17 protein-coding genes are annotated in these 16,524 nt (G+C 57.0%); 7 read left to right on the forward strand and 10 right to left on the reverse strand.

The features are described 5' to 3' along the window. Positions 1-31 precede the first annotated feature (31 nt). The 4 genes from ACYVG7_RS15580 (at position 32) to ACYVG7_RS15595 (ending at position 4,404) form a co-directional block, all read left to right on the forward strand. On the forward strand, positions 32-1,588 hold the full coding sequence (locus ACYVG7_RS15580) for an ABC transporter substrate-binding protein (RefSeq protein WP_460884008.1): 1,557 nt from the start codon (positions 32-34) through the stop codon (positions 1,586-1,588). A gap of 139 nt (positions 1,589-1,727) precedes the next feature. Beyond that, positions 1,728-2,705: an ABC transporter permease gene (locus ACYVG7_RS15585; RefSeq protein WP_460884009.1), complete on the forward strand. Its 978-nt coding sequence runs from the start codon at positions 1,728-1,730 to the stop codon at positions 2,703-2,705. Between the two features lie 2 nt (positions 2,706-2,707). After that, a complete protein-coding gene (locus ACYVG7_RS15590) occupies positions 2,708-3,643 on the forward strand; it encodes an ABC transporter permease (protein ID WP_460884010.1) in 936 nt (311 codons plus the stop codon). A 512-nt stretch (positions 3,644-4,155) separates the two neighbouring features. Next, entirely contained in the window at positions 4,156-4,404 is a 249-nt protein-coding gene (locus ACYVG7_RS15595; RefSeq protein WP_460884011.1) for a hypothetical protein, read from the forward strand. A gap of 139 nt (positions 4,405-4,543) precedes the next feature. Here the strand turns inward: ACYVG7_RS15595 and ACYVG7_RS15600 are convergent, their stop codons facing one another. Beyond that, on the reverse strand, positions 4,544-4,759 hold the full coding sequence (locus tag ACYVG7_RS15600; protein WP_460884012.1) for a SlyX family protein: 216 nt from the start codon (positions 4,757-4,759) through the stop codon (positions 4,544-4,546). A gap of 278 nt (positions 4,760-5,037) precedes the next feature. On the opposite strand from ACYVG7_RS15600, the gene fkpA reads away from it, so the two are divergent. Next, positions 5,038-5,880 carry an FKBP-type peptidyl-prolyl cis-trans isomerase gene (gene fkpA / locus ACYVG7_RS15605; RefSeq protein ID WP_460884013.1) on the forward strand — a complete coding sequence of 281 codons (843 nt, stop codon included), beginning with the start codon at positions 5,038-5,040 and terminating at the stop codon, positions 5,878-5,880. Between the two features lie 44 nt (positions 5,881-5,924). Here fkpA and ACYVG7_RS15610 read toward each other — a convergent pair whose 3' ends face one another. Next, entirely contained in the window at positions 5,925-6,131 is a 207-nt protein-coding gene (locus ACYVG7_RS15610) for a DUF1127 domain-containing protein (RefSeq protein WP_460884014.1), read from the reverse strand. 96 nt (positions 6,132-6,227) lie between these two features. Between ACYVG7_RS15610 and ACYVG7_RS15615 the strand changes: the two genes are divergently transcribed. After that, positions 6,228-7,181, forward strand: a complete 954-nt coding sequence (locus tag ACYVG7_RS15615) for a LysR substrate-binding domain-containing protein (RefSeq protein ID WP_460884015.1) — start codon at positions 6,228-6,230, stop codon at positions 7,179-7,181. Between the two features lie 13 nt (positions 7,182-7,194). Here the strand turns inward: ACYVG7_RS15615 and ACYVG7_RS15620 are convergent, their stop codons facing one another. Next, positions 7,195-7,794, reverse strand: a complete 600-nt coding sequence (locus tag ACYVG7_RS15620; protein ID WP_460884016.1) for a GNAT family N-acetyltransferase — start codon at positions 7,792-7,794, stop codon at positions 7,195-7,197. 64 nt (positions 7,795-7,858) lie between these two features. Beyond that, positions 7,859-8,569, reverse strand: a complete 711-nt coding sequence (locus tag ACYVG7_RS15625) for a hypothetical protein (protein WP_460884017.1) — start codon at positions 8,567-8,569, stop codon at positions 7,859-7,861. A gap of 221 nt (positions 8,570-8,790) precedes the next feature. On the opposite strand from ACYVG7_RS15625, the gene pfkB reads away from it, so the two are divergent. Next, complete coding sequence (gene pfkB / locus ACYVG7_RS15630) at positions 8,791-9,726, forward strand: 6-phosphofructokinase II (RefSeq protein WP_460884018.1); 936 nt, start codon at positions 8,791-8,793, stop codon at positions 9,724-9,726. Positions 9,727-9,731: 5 nt separating this feature from the next. On the opposite strand, the gene ACYVG7_RS15635 is transcribed toward pfkB, so the two are convergent. From ACYVG7_RS15635 to ACYVG7_RS15660, 6 genes are all read right to left on the reverse strand, one after another. After that, positions 9,732-10,871 (reverse strand): GGDEF domain-containing protein, encoded by a 1,140-nt coding sequence (locus ACYVG7_RS15635; RefSeq protein ID WP_460884019.1) that lies wholly within the window; start codon positions 10,869-10,871, stop codon positions 9,732-9,734. Positions 10,872-10,955: 84 nt separating this feature from the next. Then, positions 10,956-11,393 carry a GNAT family N-acetyltransferase gene (locus ACYVG7_RS15640; protein ID WP_460884020.1) on the reverse strand — a complete coding sequence of 146 codons (438 nt, stop codon included), beginning with the start codon at positions 11,391-11,393 and terminating at the stop codon, positions 10,956-10,958. A 52-nt stretch (positions 11,394-11,445) separates the two neighbouring features. Next, positions 11,446-11,835: a hypothetical protein gene (locus tag ACYVG7_RS15645; RefSeq protein WP_460884021.1), complete on the reverse strand. Its 390-nt coding sequence runs from the start codon at positions 11,833-11,835 to the stop codon at positions 11,446-11,448. A 166-nt stretch (positions 11,836-12,001) separates the two neighbouring features. After that, positions 12,002-13,369, reverse strand: coding sequence for a sodium-dependent transporter (locus ACYVG7_RS15650; protein ID WP_460884022.1), 1,368 nt, complete (start codon positions 13,367-13,369; stop codon positions 12,002-12,004). A gap of 254 nt (positions 13,370-13,623) precedes the next feature. Further along, complete coding sequence (locus tag ACYVG7_RS15655) at positions 13,624-16,278, reverse strand: alpha-amylase family glycosyl hydrolase (RefSeq protein WP_460884023.1); 2,655 nt, start codon at positions 16,276-16,278, stop codon at positions 13,624-13,626. A 61-nt stretch (positions 16,279-16,339) separates the two neighbouring features. Beyond that, a partial coding sequence (locus ACYVG7_RS15660) for a hypothetical protein (RefSeq protein ID WP_460884024.1) occupies positions 16,340-16,524 on the reverse strand: 185 nt, incomplete at its 5' end.

Consider the following 16,524-nt stretch of genomic DNA (forward strand, 5'->3'; position numbering starts at 1 on the left):
AAACAACAACAACAGCTACACGGAGTAAGCAATGAAGAAAGGATTTACCAAGATCGCAGCCGCGCTGTTTGCTGCAGGCGTGAGCTTCAACCTGTATGCCGCCAATGTCACAGTGGCTCTGGATGCGGATCCGGAATCTCTGGACGTCTATGAGCAACTGTCAGGCGGTATCCTGCAGTTTGCCCACATGTCCTATGACCCGTTGGTGCGTCTGACCAAGGATATGAAGTTTGAAGCCCGTCTGGCAGAAAGCTGGGAACAACTGGATGCCAAGACGGTGCGTTTCCATCTGCGCAAGGGCGTCAAGTTCCATTCTGGCAACCCGTTCACTGCCGATGACGTCATCTGGACCTATAACCGCATCATGAAGTCTGAAGACTACAAGGGCTTGTTCGAAGTCTATGAAGGTCTGAAGAAGGTTGATGACTTCACGGTGGATCTGGTGGCCAAGGTGCCTTATCCGCTGGCGCTGCAAAACGCCACCTACATCTTCCCGATGGATTCTAAGTTCTATACCGGTACTACAGAAGATGGCAAAGACAAGGCCGAGATCATCAAGGCTGCCGGTACCTATGCCGCCACGCATGTCTCCGGGACTGGTCCGTTCAAGGTCGTGACCCGTGAACAGGGCGTCAAGCTGGAGCTGGAACGCAACGCTGATTACTGGGACAAAGCCTCACCAGGCAACGTCGATAAGCTGAAAGTTGTACCGATCAAGGAAGACGCGACCCGTGTCGCGGCCTTGCTGTCTGGTGATGTCGACATGATCGCCCCTGTGGCACCGAACGACCAGGATCGCGTGAAGAAAGCTGCCAACATCCAGCTGGTGACTGAGCCGAGCAACCGGACCGTGATCTTCGAAATGAACCAGAAGACCCAACCCGCCTTTGCTGACAAGCGCGTGCGTCAAGCGGTGAACTACGCGGTCAACCAAGCAGGTATCGTCGAGAAGATCATGAAGGGCTTCGCGACTCCGGCTGGCCAATTGAGCCCGGCAGGTTATCTGGGGCATGTGGATTCCCTGACTCCGGCCTTCGATCTGGCCAAGGCCAAACAACTGATGAAGGATGCTGGCTACGAGAAGGGCTTCAAGATCACCATGATCTCCACCAACAACCGTTACATCAACGATGCCAAGATCTCCCAGGCCGTCGCGGCCATGCTCTCCAAGATCAACATCAAGGTTGAGCTGAAGACCATGCCGAAGGCTCAGTACTGGCCAGAGTTCGACAAGTGCGCCAGCGACATGCAGATGATCGGCTGGCAGTCTGATACCCAGGATTCCGGTAACTACTTCGAATACCTGGTACAGACTCGTGATGACAAGACCGGTAAGGGTCAGTACAACTGCGGCAGTTACTCCAATGCCGAAGTGGACAAGCTGATTGCGGCTTCCAACGCCGAAGTGGATGTGGCCAAGCGTACGGCCCAACTGCAACAGATCGAGAAGATCCTGGCTGATGATGCCGCTATCCTGCCGATCCATTGGCAGAACCTGGCGTGGGCTTCCAAGACCGCGCTGGATATCAAGCCAATCGTCAACAGCAATGACTTCCCGTACTACGGTGATCTGAAAGTCAAAGAGTAACACTGGGAGTTAATCCCCAGGCGTAATGCTACGGCCGTCCTGCTCCCTGCCTTTGGTGGGGCGTGGGACGCGCCGTTATTATCGTTTGTTTAATGGTTCATCGCCTGTCGATGACGTGTGGTTGCAAGGATACCCCTGCATGTTTACGTTTTTGGTCAAGCGGCTGCTGCAAGCCGTGGTTGTCATGTTTGTCATCAGTCTGGTGGCGTTTGCCATCCAGGATAACTTGGGTGATCCCTTACGCGAAATGGTGGGGCAGAGCGTCTCTGAAGCCCAACGCGAAGCCTTGCGCGTCAAGCTGGGATTGCACGACCCCTTCATGGTGAAGTACGGTCGCTTTCTCAAGGGTGCCGTACATGGCGATTGGGGGACTTCCTTCATCTTCAAGAAACCGGCTCTGGAGGTGATCCTGTCCAAGCTGGTTGCGACTCTGGAACTGGTGTTCGGTGCCTCGCTGATCATCGTCGTGCTGTCGATCCCGCTGGGGGTCTACTCCGCCATCCATCCGCGTAGTTTTTTGACCAAGTGCATCATGGGTGCCAGCATCATCGGTATTTCAGTGCCAGTGTTCCTGACGGCCATCTTGCTGATGTATCTGTTTTCGGTGCAATTGGGCTGGCTGCCCTCCTACGGCCGTGGTGAAACCCTGAACCTGCTGGGTTGGGATTCCGGCTTCTTCACTTGGGACGGCATACAACATTTGATCCTGCCTTCGGTGGCCCTGTCATCCATCATGCTGCCGTTGTTTATCCGGCTGGTACGTTCCGAAATGCTGGAAGTGCTGAGCTCCGAATATGTGAAATTTGCCTGGGCCAAAGGGCTCGACAAAAAGAAGGTGTGGTATCAGCACGCCTTGAAAAATACCATGCTGCCGGTGATTACCGTCGGCGGTGTGCAGATCGGCACCATGGTGGCGTACACCATTTTGACCGAAACCGTGTTCCAGTGGCCGGGTACCGGCTTCCTGTTTCTTGAGGCGATCAACCGGGTCGATACCCCCTTGATCACCGCCTATGTCATCTTTGTGGGGCTGGTGTTTGTGGTAACCAATACCTTCGTCGATCTGCTGTACGGCGTGATCAATCCGACCGTCAACCTGACTGGCAAGGGAGCTTGAAGATGAGTCAATTACAAATGCTCAGCCGTTGGGACCGCTTCCGTCAGTCCGATCTGGTCTATTACTTCCTTAAGGACAAGGTGGCCATGTTCTGCATGGCCGTGTTTGTCAGTTATGTGCTGCTGGCCTTGATGGCCCCGCTGATTGCCCCCCATGATCCTTATGATCAGGCAACCTATGACATCATGGATGCCGAATTACCACCCTCCTGGCTGGATGGCGGTGATGAGCGTTTCCTGCTGGGCACCGATAATCAGGGCCGCGATATCCTGAGTACCATGCTCTATGGCTCGCGCGTCTCCCTGACCATTGGTCTGTTTGCGGTAGGGCTGCAACTGGTGCTGGGAATAGTGATCGGCTTGTTTGCCGGCTATGCCGGCGGGCGGATTGATAACTTGCTGATGCGCTTTGCCGATGTGCAGCTCTCGTTCTCGACCATGATGGTGGCGATCATCGTTTCGGCGATCTTCCAGGCCGCGCTGGGCGGCGAGTTTTATTCCCAATATGCCATCCTGATGCTGGTGGTGATTATCGGGATTTCCGAGTGGCCGCAATACGCCCGAACCATCCGTGCCTCGGTGCTGGCCGAGAAGAAAAAAGAGTACGTGGAAGCGGCGCGCGTCATGGGCTTCAAGGCGCCACGCATCATGTTCCGGCATATCCTGCCCAACTGCCTGTCGCCGATCCTGGTGATATCCACCGTGCAGGTGGCGAATGCCATCATGTCGGAAGCGGCGCTCTCCTTCCTCGGGTTGGGGATGCCGGTGGATAAACCGTCGCTGGGCTCGCTTATCAGCATCGGCTTCAACTACATGTTCTCCGGCTCCTGGTGGATCACCGCATTCCCGGGCTTGTGCCTGGTGCTGCTGGTGCTGGTCATTAACCTGCTGGGGGATTGGCTGCGGGATGTGTTCAACCCGAAGATCTATAAGGGTTAAGGGTCTCCGCCATCGGCATGATAAAAACGGCGAAGCTTCGGCTCCGCCGTTTTTTATTGGCTGCGGGAAAACTTTCGTTATCTTCGTCAAGGCTGCAAATTCGCAGCATTATGCTGCCTGCTTTTTGTTCAAGCCTGACCGACTGGCGGATCCTCCTGTGGATGCTGGTATGTGCGGTGATAGCTGCTATACAAATGGCATAAGTTGCCTATGCAGTGCTGCTTATCGGCCTGCTAGACGATTGTGTGTGTAAACGATTTTCTGCATACTGGCCGCGCAGTCAGGATCGACGCGGTTTTTCAGTCACGGAAGGAGAGCAAAGATGAGCCCATTCTCACTACGACATCTTGTCATGTTCTCCGTTAATCCGAGCACTGATAAAGCGACCGCCATTCGGTCCGCTGCCTGATCTTAATTTTCACAGGCCGCGGTACAAGCGGACTGTGGAACCTCGTCATACCCCCAGTCGCATTGTCCCCCGGCCTCCTTAAAAATCCTGTTGGAGGTGTGTTATGCGTCGTTCTGTATTAATGAATCTGGCTCTGTGGTGTGTGAAGGCGGATGTTGCGCTGGAGCAAGCGCGTCTGCGCAGTGCTGTGCGTCAGGCCCGTGCCGAGCTGGGTCACTATTCAGGGCATTTGTTGCGGGATATCGGGTTGGATGAAACCACGCTCGCGCGCGAGTTGGAATCCCGTCACCGTGAGTCTCTGCGTCTGGTCTGTCGTACCCGTCAGCGGCACCGATGGCCCAGACAAGGCTGAAGGTCGGGCAGGGCGCCTCATGGCGTGCCTGCCCTCAGCCCGGATGGTTGATGGTTAATGTCATCATCTGACCGACAAAATAAAAACGCCCCCGTTCGTTCGGGGGCGTTTTTTTATCTCTTGATTCAGGGAGGTGTCGTTAATAGTGGGGTGGTGGGGTCTCTTCTGACTGGCTGGCAATCTGTGAACTGCCACCCTCACGCAGTTTGGCGATCACCGCATCCATCTGTACACGTAATTTCTCTTGCTGCTTCTGTTGTTCAGCCAACTCCTGGCTGAGTTGTTCGATGGCGTGATCCTGAAATGCGACCCGGGTTTCCAGGTATTCGATCCGCGCACTGAGTTCCTGTGACATCGTGGCCTCGTCTTGGCGGCTTGCTGCCGATAGGAGTATGGGGTGTGCATGATAGCTTGTTGCCGATCCCGACAACAACCGACTGTAGAAAAATCACCAAAATAGGATCTTGAAATGGGTACCAGAGTCTGCAGACACAATCTGGCTCACTATTTTTTGATAATTGCCGTGCGAAGCCTGTTGTTCCGCGCCCGAGTACGGTTAGTATTAAACGCTTTATATGACGAGCCTCTCTATCACTAGCACAGAGAGCTGAAATTGGTGTTTTGGAGAAGATAATGAAACAGATCCTGAAAGTTTCCCTGCTGGCTGCGGCCATGGCCGTTGTGATCACCGGTTGCCAACAAGATGAGCAAAAGCCTGCTGCAGCAGGGAAAGCAGCAGAAGCCAAGGCTGAAGTGAAGGCTGATGCCGCCGCTCCTGCCGCCAGCGGTGCATTGAAGACTTTCGAAGAGACTTCTGCCTATGCAATTGGTCAATCCATGGGCCGTTACATCAGCAACACGCTGGAGCGTCAGCAAGAGCTGGGCGTCAAGCTGGATAACGCCATGATCATGAAGGGCGTCCAGGATGGTCTGGTCAAAAAGTCTCTGCTGAGCGAAGAGCAACTGGAAAAAGCGTTAAAGAATTACGATCAGAAGATCAATAAAGCCTCTGCCAAGAAAGCCGCTGACGATGCCAAGGCTAACTTGGAGAAGGGTAAAAAGTTCTTGGAAGAAAATGCCAAGAAGAAGGGCGTAACGGTTACCAAGTCTGGTCTGCAGTATGAAGTGATCTCCGAAGGCAAGGGTCCGAAGCCGAAGGCTTCCGACATGGTCAAGGTGCACTACACAGGTACCCTGATCAATGGCACCAAGTTTGACAGCTCCGTGGATCGTAAAGAGCCGGCTGAGTTCCCGCTGGATCACGTGATCCCGGGTTGGACCGAAGGTGTTCAGCTGATGAATGTCGGCTCCAAATACAAGTTCTACCTGCCGTCTGAACTGGCTTATGGTGAACAAGGTGCTGGCTCTATCCCTGCCAACTCCGTACTGGTATTTGAAGTTGAACTGCTGTCCATCGGCAAAGACAAGCCGGCGGATGCTAATGCTGAAGTGAAGACTGAAGCCGCTAAGAAATAAGCATCAGGATCTACACATAACGGCCCCGTCAGGGGCCGTTTTTTTTAGCGCCAGAATGGTTTGTCCAACTCATGTTGGCGTTCGCTGGGGCTGATGCCGATATCTTTGAGTTGGTAATCGCTGAGTTCGGCCAGGTGCCGACGGCTACGCCGGTTGTGCCGCCACTGCTGGATAAGTCGCGTCATCAGCTTAAGAAATTCTAATGATTTTTTGCTCGGGTTCGTTGCCTGTTCTGCGGATTGAATATACATGGTAGCCTCCTGCTAGAGCTTGCTGTTAGGCTCATGTTCTATTCCGGCTGGTGATGGTTCAAACGCGAAAAACTGCAACATCTATAAGGTGAGCTTATGTCGGTACTGATGCATCGTCTCAAGGCATTGGCGGTTTTGGAGGCGGTATTGCGTACCGGCTCTTTCAGCCGGGCGGCCGAGCAGCTGTTTATTACCCAATCGGCGGTGAGTCAGCATATCAAGCAGCTGGAGAGCGAGGTGGGGCAGCTCTTCGAGCGCACATCCCGTCAGTTGAAGCCCACCGCCAGTGCCGAGCGATTACGGCCCTATCTGGCTCAGGGTTTTGCCCAGTTGGAGGAGGGATGGCGGCAGTTGAAGCGGCAGGACGATGATCGGGTAGTGACCATCACCCTGTTGCCGTCGTTCGCCAGCCGCTGGTTACTGCCTCGACTGAGCCATTTTAGCCAGTGCTGCCCGCAAATCGAGTTGCGGCTGTCGATGAGCGATCAGCTGCAGGACTTGCACACCTCGGCGCTGGACTTGGCCATCCGCTTCGGCAAGGGAAATTATCCGGGGATGCAGGTGACGCATCTGATGGATGATGAACTGTTTCCGGTTGCTTCTCCGGGATTGCTGGTGGCGCAAGGAGCACCGGTATCGCCAGCCGATCTGCATCGCTTCACGCTGCTCAAGGATAATTCCCTGGAGTCGTTCAACTGGTCCAGCTGGTTGGCGTTGGCCGGTGCTACCGGGTTTACGCCGTATCACAATCTCACCATTTCCGATTCGGCTCAGATCGTCAGCATGGCGCTGGCCGGGCAGGGCATCGCACTGGCGCGGCGTTCGTTGGTGAGTACCGAGTTGCAGCAAGGCAGCCTGGTACAACTATTCGATGTGGTGTTGCCCTGCCCCTATTCCTATTATTTGTTGCAAACCCCGCGTACCCGATTACGACCCGCGGTACAGAGTTTTGTGCGCTGGCTACAGGCCGAAATACAGACCGAAATACAGACCGAGGCACAGGCTGAGGCGCAGGCCGAAACCGGACCGTCAGCGGCCGAGGTCGGCTAAGCGCATGGTTTAGTTATTGCCTGACCTTGACGGCGGGCTGGGAGCGATTGCGCCACTGCCGATACTGTGGCCAGCTCAGGGCGTAATGGCGCAGCAGGCAAGGCGGGTGATCGGGTTCATCGCGCAGCCGTTCAGCCACAAACACCAGGCCATTTTTCTCCATCACCCGGCCTGAGGCCGGATTCTGCGGCGTATGTTCTGCGAGGATCTGATCCACCCCCAACTCATCGAAGGCAAAATCGAGCAGCGCGGCGACGGCCTCGCTCATCAGCCCCTGTCCCCAAAACTCCGGGGCTAGCCAATAGCCCAGATTGCCAACCAATTCGATGCGGCGGTCCGTTTGACGCTGCTCATGCAGCATCAGGCTGATGCTGCCGAGCAGTAAACCGGTAGCTAGCACTGTGATGGCATAGCTGACGGCTTGCTGGGTCTGCCAACTTTCGGCTTGGGATTCAATCCAGCGTGCGGCAAGGCCTGGTGGATATGGATGGGGGATCAGCACACAACCCTCGGCGATTTCGCGTCGGCCGGCCAGTTGCTGTACCCGGTCGGCATCGGTAAGCACGAAGGGACGCAAACGCAAGCGAGGCGTCAGAAGCTCGGGTTGGGCCATCTCGATCCTCGGCAGCAAACGGGGTAGTGCTAGCCTGCCATAGTCCAGGGGAGCAGGCCAGCTCTCACACTGTCACTTCAGGCGCCAGGCGGCGTAGCAGACTTTCGCGCTGACGCAGAAAGGGCTCATCCCAGGGCTTGGGTTGTCCGGGTTTATTGATGTGGCGATGATCGCCAGTGGCCAGGAACTGACGCATTCCTTCTGGGTTCAGCCAGTAGAATATCCCCCAATGGGCGAAGTCCCATTCGGCGTTATAGGGGTGCGCCTCGTAATCGATGTAATAGAGCCCGTGCGGAGTGAGTACAAAATTGGCCGGGAAATAGTCGATGTGCCAACCGGCTTGTTGTAACTGCGCAGCCATGACCAAGATGGTGCGAAAATGCTGGTCATCCAGTGCGTTCTGGAGCAGCAAATCGGTGATGAGTTGGCCAGGGATGTACTCCTTGGCCAGACAATACTCGGTGGTGCTGTATCCGAGCAGTTGCGGGTGGGCTATGTTTGCCTGCTGCAGTCGCAGATAGCTGCACAATTCAAACTCCAGCGCTTGGGCGAAGGGGATGGTCTGGCTGCTGGTCGAACAGTAGCGCTTGAGGACTAGCTGGGACGGCAAGCCCTGGGCGCTGTTGCCTTCGGCATGCTGATACAGGTAGGAGACTGCGGATTTGCCGCGGCCCAATTCGGTAACGAGTGCATAGACTTCACCGGCCAGTAGCAAGTGTTCACCATCCAGTTGCATCGGGTGGGGCGATGGGGGATTCAACGCTGCGTGCATCATGTTCGACTCCTGTCGGGGGCTATTCCTGAAACCGGAGTCCGCCAGATCCGGCTTCATCCGCTGTGGGCCTAGTTTGGAGCATGTGACGACGGGCTGTCTTCCATCCCGAGGGTGGAGCTGGGTGGTCGAATTGATTCGCTGGCCGGGCTTGTAATGACGCCAACCCTGCTCGATGATGAAGGTATGTTCTGCCTGTTGTATTGCTCCTCAAGGAGAGTCTGATGAGCCACATTGCAACCTTGACCTTTTCCCCTTCGCTGGATAGCGCCACCCTCACCGCCAAGATCTATCCCGAAGGCAAACTGCGCTGTGCCGCTCCGGTCTTCGAGCCCGGCGGTGGTGGTATCAATGTGGCGCGCGCCATCCAGCGTCTGGGGGGCCAGGTACTGGCTATTTTCCCGGCCGGTGGCCCAACCGGTCAGCATCTGACCGAGTTGTTGCAGGCGGAAGGATTGCGGGTTGCGGTGGAGTCAACCCGTGACTGGACCCGCCAGAACCTGCATGTGCTGGCGGAAAGTACCGGTGAGCAATACCGGTTTGTGATGCCAGGGGCCAGCCTCTGTTCGGAAGAGATCCATGGCTTGCGGCAAAAGGTCGCAGCCCTGCCCGCCCACTCCTTGCTGGTGATCAGCGGTAGTTTGCCACCGGGCATGGATGTGGCGGATCTGGTCGATTTCATTGTCTTTGCCAAGCAGAACCATCTGCGCTGTGTGGTCGATAGTTCCGGTCCGGCACTGGCTGCTGCGGTCGCCGAGGGCGGCCTGCTGCTCATCAAGCCGAACCTGTCGGAGTTGGCGGAGTTGACCGGCTTGGTACTGGATAGCCCGCAGGCCATCATCACGGCTGCCCGTTCGCTGATCGCCAAACGAGCCAGCAAGCTGGTGGTGGTTTCTATGGGCCCTCAGGGCGCCTTGGCCATCAGTGCCGATCAGAGTGTGCAGGTGGTGCCGCCGCCGGTGAAGAAGCTCAGCACCGTCGGCGCTGGCGACAGCATGGTGGGCGCCATGTGCCTGAAGCTAGCCGCCAGTGCCTCGTTGGAGGAGATGGTGCGCTATGGCGTGGCGGCGGGAACGGCCGCCACCCTGCGGCATGGCACTCAATTGTGCGATCGGGACGAGACCCAGAAGTTGTATCAGCAACTGGCGACTGGCTCGTGATGAAACTACGGCAGCGAGGATGCGACCTCGACCCGGTTGCGTCCTGACTGCTTGGCCTGATACAGGGCTAAATCTGCCTCGTGCAGCGCAGCACGCAACGGCGAGGCTGCATTCAGTGTCGCGACCCCGAAACTGGCGGTCACACTGAGCCCCTGAGGCGGATGATCCTGCAGGCGCTGTCGCAGTTGTTCGGCCACCGCCGCGGCATCGCTCAGGTCGATGTCGGGTAAAAATAGTAAAAACTCTTCCCCGCCATGGCGTGATACATGACCAACGACTGGCAGCGGCTGCAGCATCTGTGCAAGCCAGACCAGGATATCGTCGCCTTTGTCATGGCCGAGTGTATCGTTAATCCGCTTGAAATGGTCCACATCCACCAGGATGACGGCTCCACTTGTCGCGCGTACGGCCTGCTGCCAGCGTTCGATGGCCAGCTGCATGCCGCGCCTATTCAACAACCCGGTCAGGGGATCATGGGTCGCGGCCTGGATCAGTTGCTCACTCTTTTTCTCATGGCTCAACGAGACAAACAGCAGGGTCAGCAGATGGTTGCTGGTCATCATGGCGAAAAACAGTAAGGTCATGGCAGGAGAGGCGACTGTATTGCCCGGTTGCTGGGGCTGGGGCAGCAGGCTCAAACGCCAGAGCAGAAGGACAATGATGCCGCCTCCGAGGATTAGCATCAGTCGGTAGGTGTAGGGGTAACGTTGGCGCATCCATCGGTGGGCATAGTGGATATTCCATACCATATTCACCACCAGGGTGGCGGTCGTCAGAATGGCTCTATGCACCGGGGAGGGCTGTATCCAGGTGAAGCAGGCCAATGCCAGTCCATAGCACAGCAGAATGCCGCCGATCGCAGACCAGGGAATGGGGCGAGCCAAAAAGCGATAGAGTCCGGCGGTAACCAACCAGAGGGCGCTGATGTAGGGCAGATTGATGCTCAAGATCCATAGCCAGGGGGGTAGCCGGAGCCATAGCTCATCTTGCAATAGCAGCAATAGACTCGTGATGATCAATGTGGCTGCAAGCAGCAGATAGTTGACCCCGGGCGTCTCTCGGTTCAGTAACCAGAGCAGCAGCATGGTGAGCATACCGACCAGGTTGATGGTGATCAGGGCGTGAGGATCAAACAGGACCGACATGGTGTGCAAGCCTCCGGGTGACAAACCGCTTCATTATCATGGGCGCAGACTCGAGTCGTTCTACCCGGCCCCCAACTTGTCGTATTAACAGTTCTCGTGGCCGCTGGCGTTGAACGAAAACAGGCGGATCGCCTGACGATCTTCCCAGCCCAGATGGCGGTAAAAAGCCATGGCGCTGTCATTATCAGCATGAACCATCAAGTGAGTTTTGCCGATCCCTATCTTCTGCAGCGCATCGATGGCGGCTGCCAGCAGAGCCTTGCCCATGCCTCGCCCGCGGGCGGCTTCAGCCACGGTCAGGTGCTGTAGATACCCACGACGGCCATCGGTGCCAACCAGAATAGCGCCCAGCAGCACATCCTGTTCACGGGCGACAAAACTCAAACCCGGATTGCGGGCCAGATAGGCGGTGATGGCGGTTTGGGAGTCGGCCTCGCGCAGGGTCAGGCCGCTACTGCGCTGCCAAAGGGTCATCACCTCCGGGTAGTCGGCAGGGGTCATGGGATCGAGGTGAAAAGACATGGCGAGCTCCTTGCTGGATCGCCATCACTCCTGTGATGGCTGGAATAGGCAGTTAGTGGCTAAAGGGCAGAGGACGAACCAATTGCAGGGTCTTGTTCAAGACACCGTCGCTGACATCCAGCTGGTAGTCGCCGGAGACTTGATAGATCTGCCAGCTCTCGACATTTAGCCCCTGCAGGCGCAGAAAATCAGTCGCCTCACTGACACTGGCAAAGGCCTGGCTACCGGTCAGTAGCCCGTAGCACCAGGGGCCTAAAGCCAGCACCACCTGACCTTGCGCCAGCGCCTGTTGATGGCGTGGCGACTCCAGGACATACACGGCATGTCGGGGATCCTGACGCACCATGGGCACGCTGGCTTTCTGGTAATCAATAAACGCAGCCATACCCAGCGCCAACAGGAGCGCCAGCGGGACTAGCAGCCGGTGCAGCGTGGTGAGCATGGGATCCTCCGTCCTGGGGTCTGGAAGAATGACTGTACGGGAAAAGAGTGGCCCAGACTATCGGTCGGCCCATGTTTTAAGCAGATAAGTTCTTGATCTTATGACGATATAAAAAAAACAGGCTGCCACGCGGACAGCCTGTTGCAGTTGAGGGCTCTTAAGAGTCTTAAAATAAGCCTAAGCCCTTGAGCATCACCAGCAGGATCAGCAGCGGCGAGACATAACGCAGCAGGAAAAACAGCACCCGTACCAGTCCCTCGTTAGCCAGGGCTCCGTGGTTGGAGAGCGCCAGTTTCAGCTTGTCAAAGCCCCAGACCCAGCCAACAAACAGCGCCACGAAGATGCCACCGGCGGGCAGTATGATGTTGGAGGAGAGGTAGTCGAACAGATCAAACATGGTCATGCCGAACAGTTTGAATTCGGCCAGCGTGCTGTTGGTCAAGGCGCAGGTGGAGCCCATCAGCGCCAGGATCAACAGGCTGATCAGGGTCGCCTTCTTGCGGGACAGACCGAAGCGCTCGTGGATGATGGCTACCGGCACCTCCAGCAGCGAGAGCATGGCTCCGGTGGCGGCCACGGCGGCCAGCACGAAGAACACCACCATCAACAGGTGGCCCATGGGGATCTGGGCAAAGACCGCCGGAATGGTGATGAACACCAAGGAAGGACCTGCTGCCGGTTCGAAGCCGAAGGTGAATACCGCCGGGAAGATGGCGATACCGGCCAGCATGGAGACAAACAGATCCGCCGCCATGACACGCACCGTGGTTGATGGAATATTCTGATCGTCCCGGAAGTAGCTGCCATAGGTCATCATGGTGCCCATGCCGATGGAGAGCTTGAAGAACGCCAGCCCCATCGCCATCAGCACCACGGAGCCGGTGATCTTGCTGAAGTCCGGCTGGAACAAGAAGGCCAGACCTTCGCTCGCTTTCTCCAGGGACAGACTGACGGCACACAGCATCAGCAGCAGCAGGAACAACAGCGGCATCAACTTCTTGGTGACCGCTTCGATACCCTTGGACACGCCGCACAGCAAGATGCCGCCGATGAAGATCAACACCCCCCATTGCCATAACAGCGACTGCAGAGGGTCACTGATCAGGGCACCAAACGCCGCACCCGTCACCTGGGGATCACTGGAGAGAATGGAGCCATCGATGGCCTTGAGGATATAGGCAAAGACCCAGGCCACCACCTCGGAGTAGAAGGACATGATGAGGAAGGCCGCCAGCATGCCGAAGGCACCGATCAGCCACCAGGGCTGGCCACGGGGCGCCAGACGTTGCAAGGTGGTGATGGGGTTGGCCTTGGCCTGCCGACCCAGGGTGATCTCGGCGATCATCACCGGCAGACCGATGAGCAGGGTGGCCAGCAGATAGACCAGCAAAAAGCCGGCGCCGCCATTGGCGCCCGTCATATAGGGGAATTTCCAGATATTGCCGAGGCCGACGGCCGAGCCCAGAGTAGCGGCGAGTACGCCGAAGCTGCTGGTGAAGCCATCCCGCTTCACGCTGAGAGATTGTTGACTCATAGTGTCCTTAGTTCCGCTGTCGATGCCGGTATTTGGCAGATTTTGCCCCACCGATGGGAAGCGCGGCAGATTTTTCCATCGAAATAGACGGACTCCAAGTGATTTCTACCAAGTCACAGTGCTGGCCGCTAAAAAATGTGCTTTGGCGCGTGGGTTGCACCAGGAAAGGGAGTTATGGCACAGGCTTGTGGGCACGAAAAAGCCCTGCCAGATGCTGGCAGGGCTTGCTATCAGGACCTCAGCGGTGAGGGGTATTACTCACTCAGGCTCAGCAGCGGGGTGTCATCCCAGACCAGGGCGTCCTGATCGCTGCCACCGGCGAAGTTCCAGGGTCCCAGCTCGGCCTGCAGCGGACGATAGCTGCTGGAGAGGCCATCCAGATCCCAGGTGGTGACATAGAACTTGATGCCGTCGAGACTGTCCGGACGTCCCAGTGAGGCACTCGGGAAGTCGAAGTGGATGGTCCGGTTTGCCTTGTCGACCGTGATGGTCGGAGCGGGCGAGATGGAGGTGCCGAACTGGCTGGCCGTCGCCCCCTCACTGCTGTAGAGGCTGTTTTGCCAACCGAAGGCGACCACTTGCCGCTGCCAGGTTTCACCATCCGGCATGCTGGCGCGGATCTTCGGCAGCAGGGTGTTGCCTCCGGTCTGCTGTGGCAAATGGATGAAGATACTGAAACCGACGTGATCGAAGCCGTTGGTTGGCACCCAGGTATCCGTCAGGTTGGCCATGGTCAGACTCAGACGCACGTTGCTGCCGGCGTGGTAGAGACGCGCGGCTTCAATGGCCAACTGGCTGTTATCCTTGTCGAAGCTGGCATCCTGGGGCAGGGAGTAGCTGCCCTGTGGACCCGCACTGCCATTGACGCCATCCCCACTGTCATCCAGTGTCAGCGCCGGGGTGTCCGGATAAGCCAGCTGGGTCTGGAAGTTGATATCGGCCAGACTGCTGCCCTGGGCGGCGTTATACAGGGCCAGACGGTGCTCCTGAGTGCCCATGGCAAAGTGACGAACACTCAGGGTGCTCTGCCATTGGCCATCGCTACCGACCAGTACATCGGTCGCGCTCTCCAGCTCGCCATCGACCACCAGCTTGATGGTGCTACCTGCGGTACCTGTACCTTGTAGCGGCAAATCAGCGCTGAGGATCTGATCGGCGAGCGTCGTGCTCAGGGTCATGCTGGTATCGACCGGTGGCAGTTCACCCGTGCCATCGCTCTCCAGCAGCAGGGCCGATTTAGCCGGTAACGCCAGGGTCAGGACACCATTCTCGCCGGTGACCAGGTTCAGCGGCAGGGTATCGCCATTGAGCTGGCTGAGCACCTTGAGTCGGGTTCCAGCGGCCAGGCCCGTGGCCATCTGGTTCAACAGCACCGGTTGGCTGGCGGTATTGAGGATCACCAGCGCCTCGGCATCGTCCAGATGACGGCGATAGGCGAAGGCCCCGGCTCCGGCCTTGTCTTCGGCCAGTATGGTCAGGTCACCCCGCGAGAGCACTTTGTTGTCATGGCGCAGTTGCGCCAGTTGCTGGATGAACTGGTACATGGTGGATTGGCTGTCGAAGGAGTCAATTTGCTGGCCATCCTCTCGATAGCCACCGGCAAACATGGCGTCGCGATAGCCGGTGAAGGCTTGCTCGGTGCCCTGATAGATCACCGGGATCCCGGGCAGGGTCAGCATGGTGAACAGTGCCTGTTTGAGATCATCCGGATTGCCCTGGGAGAGTAGGCGCGCCATGTCGTGGTTCTCGATGAAGTTGCCCAGGCGGTAAGGATCCGGGTACATCTCCATCATTTTGCGCAGGCGGAATCCCAGTTCGGCGGTAGGTTTACCCCCGGCGAACACCTGGGTCATGGTGGCCTGCAGCGGGAAGTTCAGCACCGAGGCCAGTTCGGGCTTCTCCTGGGTGCCGAGATAGGCGATCAGCTTCTCTTCACCTTCGGTGTGATAGGCGGTCGAGGCTTCGAAGATCTCGCCCAGGCTCAAGAAGTCGTTGCGACCGGTCTTCTCGGCTTCGGCCAGAATGCCATCGTTGGCATGGAAGAAGTCGTAATAGAAGTCATGATCGACGAATTTCACCGTATCGACGCGGAAGGCATCGACGCCAACGGTATCAATCCAGTAGCGGTAGCTTTGCTTGAGGTAATCGCGCACCGCCGGGGTGCTGGTGTTGAGATCGTCCAGATCCGAGAGCTGATAGGTCAGCTCTTGAGTCTCGTTGTTGTGATCCTGGATCGCCGGGGTCCAGTGATAGATGGCGGCACTGAAATCACTGCTGTTGTTGCAGTCATTCTGCGCCAGCGGTGCGGGCAGGCTCTGACCGGCAGCCAGGGCGCCTGGTATCAGCTCGAATCCTTGGCAAGGGGTGGTCGGATCATAGGTGCCGGAGTAGCTGAAGAAGTTGCCCAGGTGATTGACCACCACATCCTGGATCAGGTACATGCCCTTGGCGTGCAGGGATTTGGCCAGCGTCTGGTAACTCTTCAGGTCGCCGAAGTGCTCATCGACCTTTTGCAGATCTCGCGCCCAGTAACCATGGTAGCCGCCATAGTTCTGCGCCGGGTCCCACCATTGATTGGCGACCGGTGGCGTGGTCCAGACTGCCGTCGCACCCAAGCCCTGGATGTAGTCGATTTTCTGCTCGACCCCGGCCAGATCGCCGCCGCTGAATTTCTTCTCGCTGGCTGGATCATACTCGCCGGTTCCCTGATCGTTATTGGCATTCTCGCCATCGTTGAAACGGTCAATCATCAGAAAATAAATTATCTGATCGCGCCAGTCGGGGGATGGCACATGACTACCCACCGTCTCGGGAACCTGGGTCTCATTGTTGTCACTACCACAGGCAGATAGCCCAATGACCAGGCTAATTGCCAGAGCACTGAGCTTGAATACTCGGTTTTTTTCCATGTTGATACCCTAGATGCTCAAATGTTCGTGCTTGATTCTAGGCGGATGGAAATAAATGAAATTAGCTGATTGCGCCAATGTCTTGCCGTTTCATGCCAAGGCTAAAAACTGTGAGCTGACGCAGCCCCAGGCTGGATCGCGTGGCGGGGGTGATGGAGCGCGGCCTAAATAGCTTATATGGACACCGACCCTGTGCAAGCAAGTGCTGCTCTATTTTTAACAAAGTAGTCACAAACATATATTCGG

The organism is Pseudaeromonas pectinilytica (assembly GCF_054780855.1).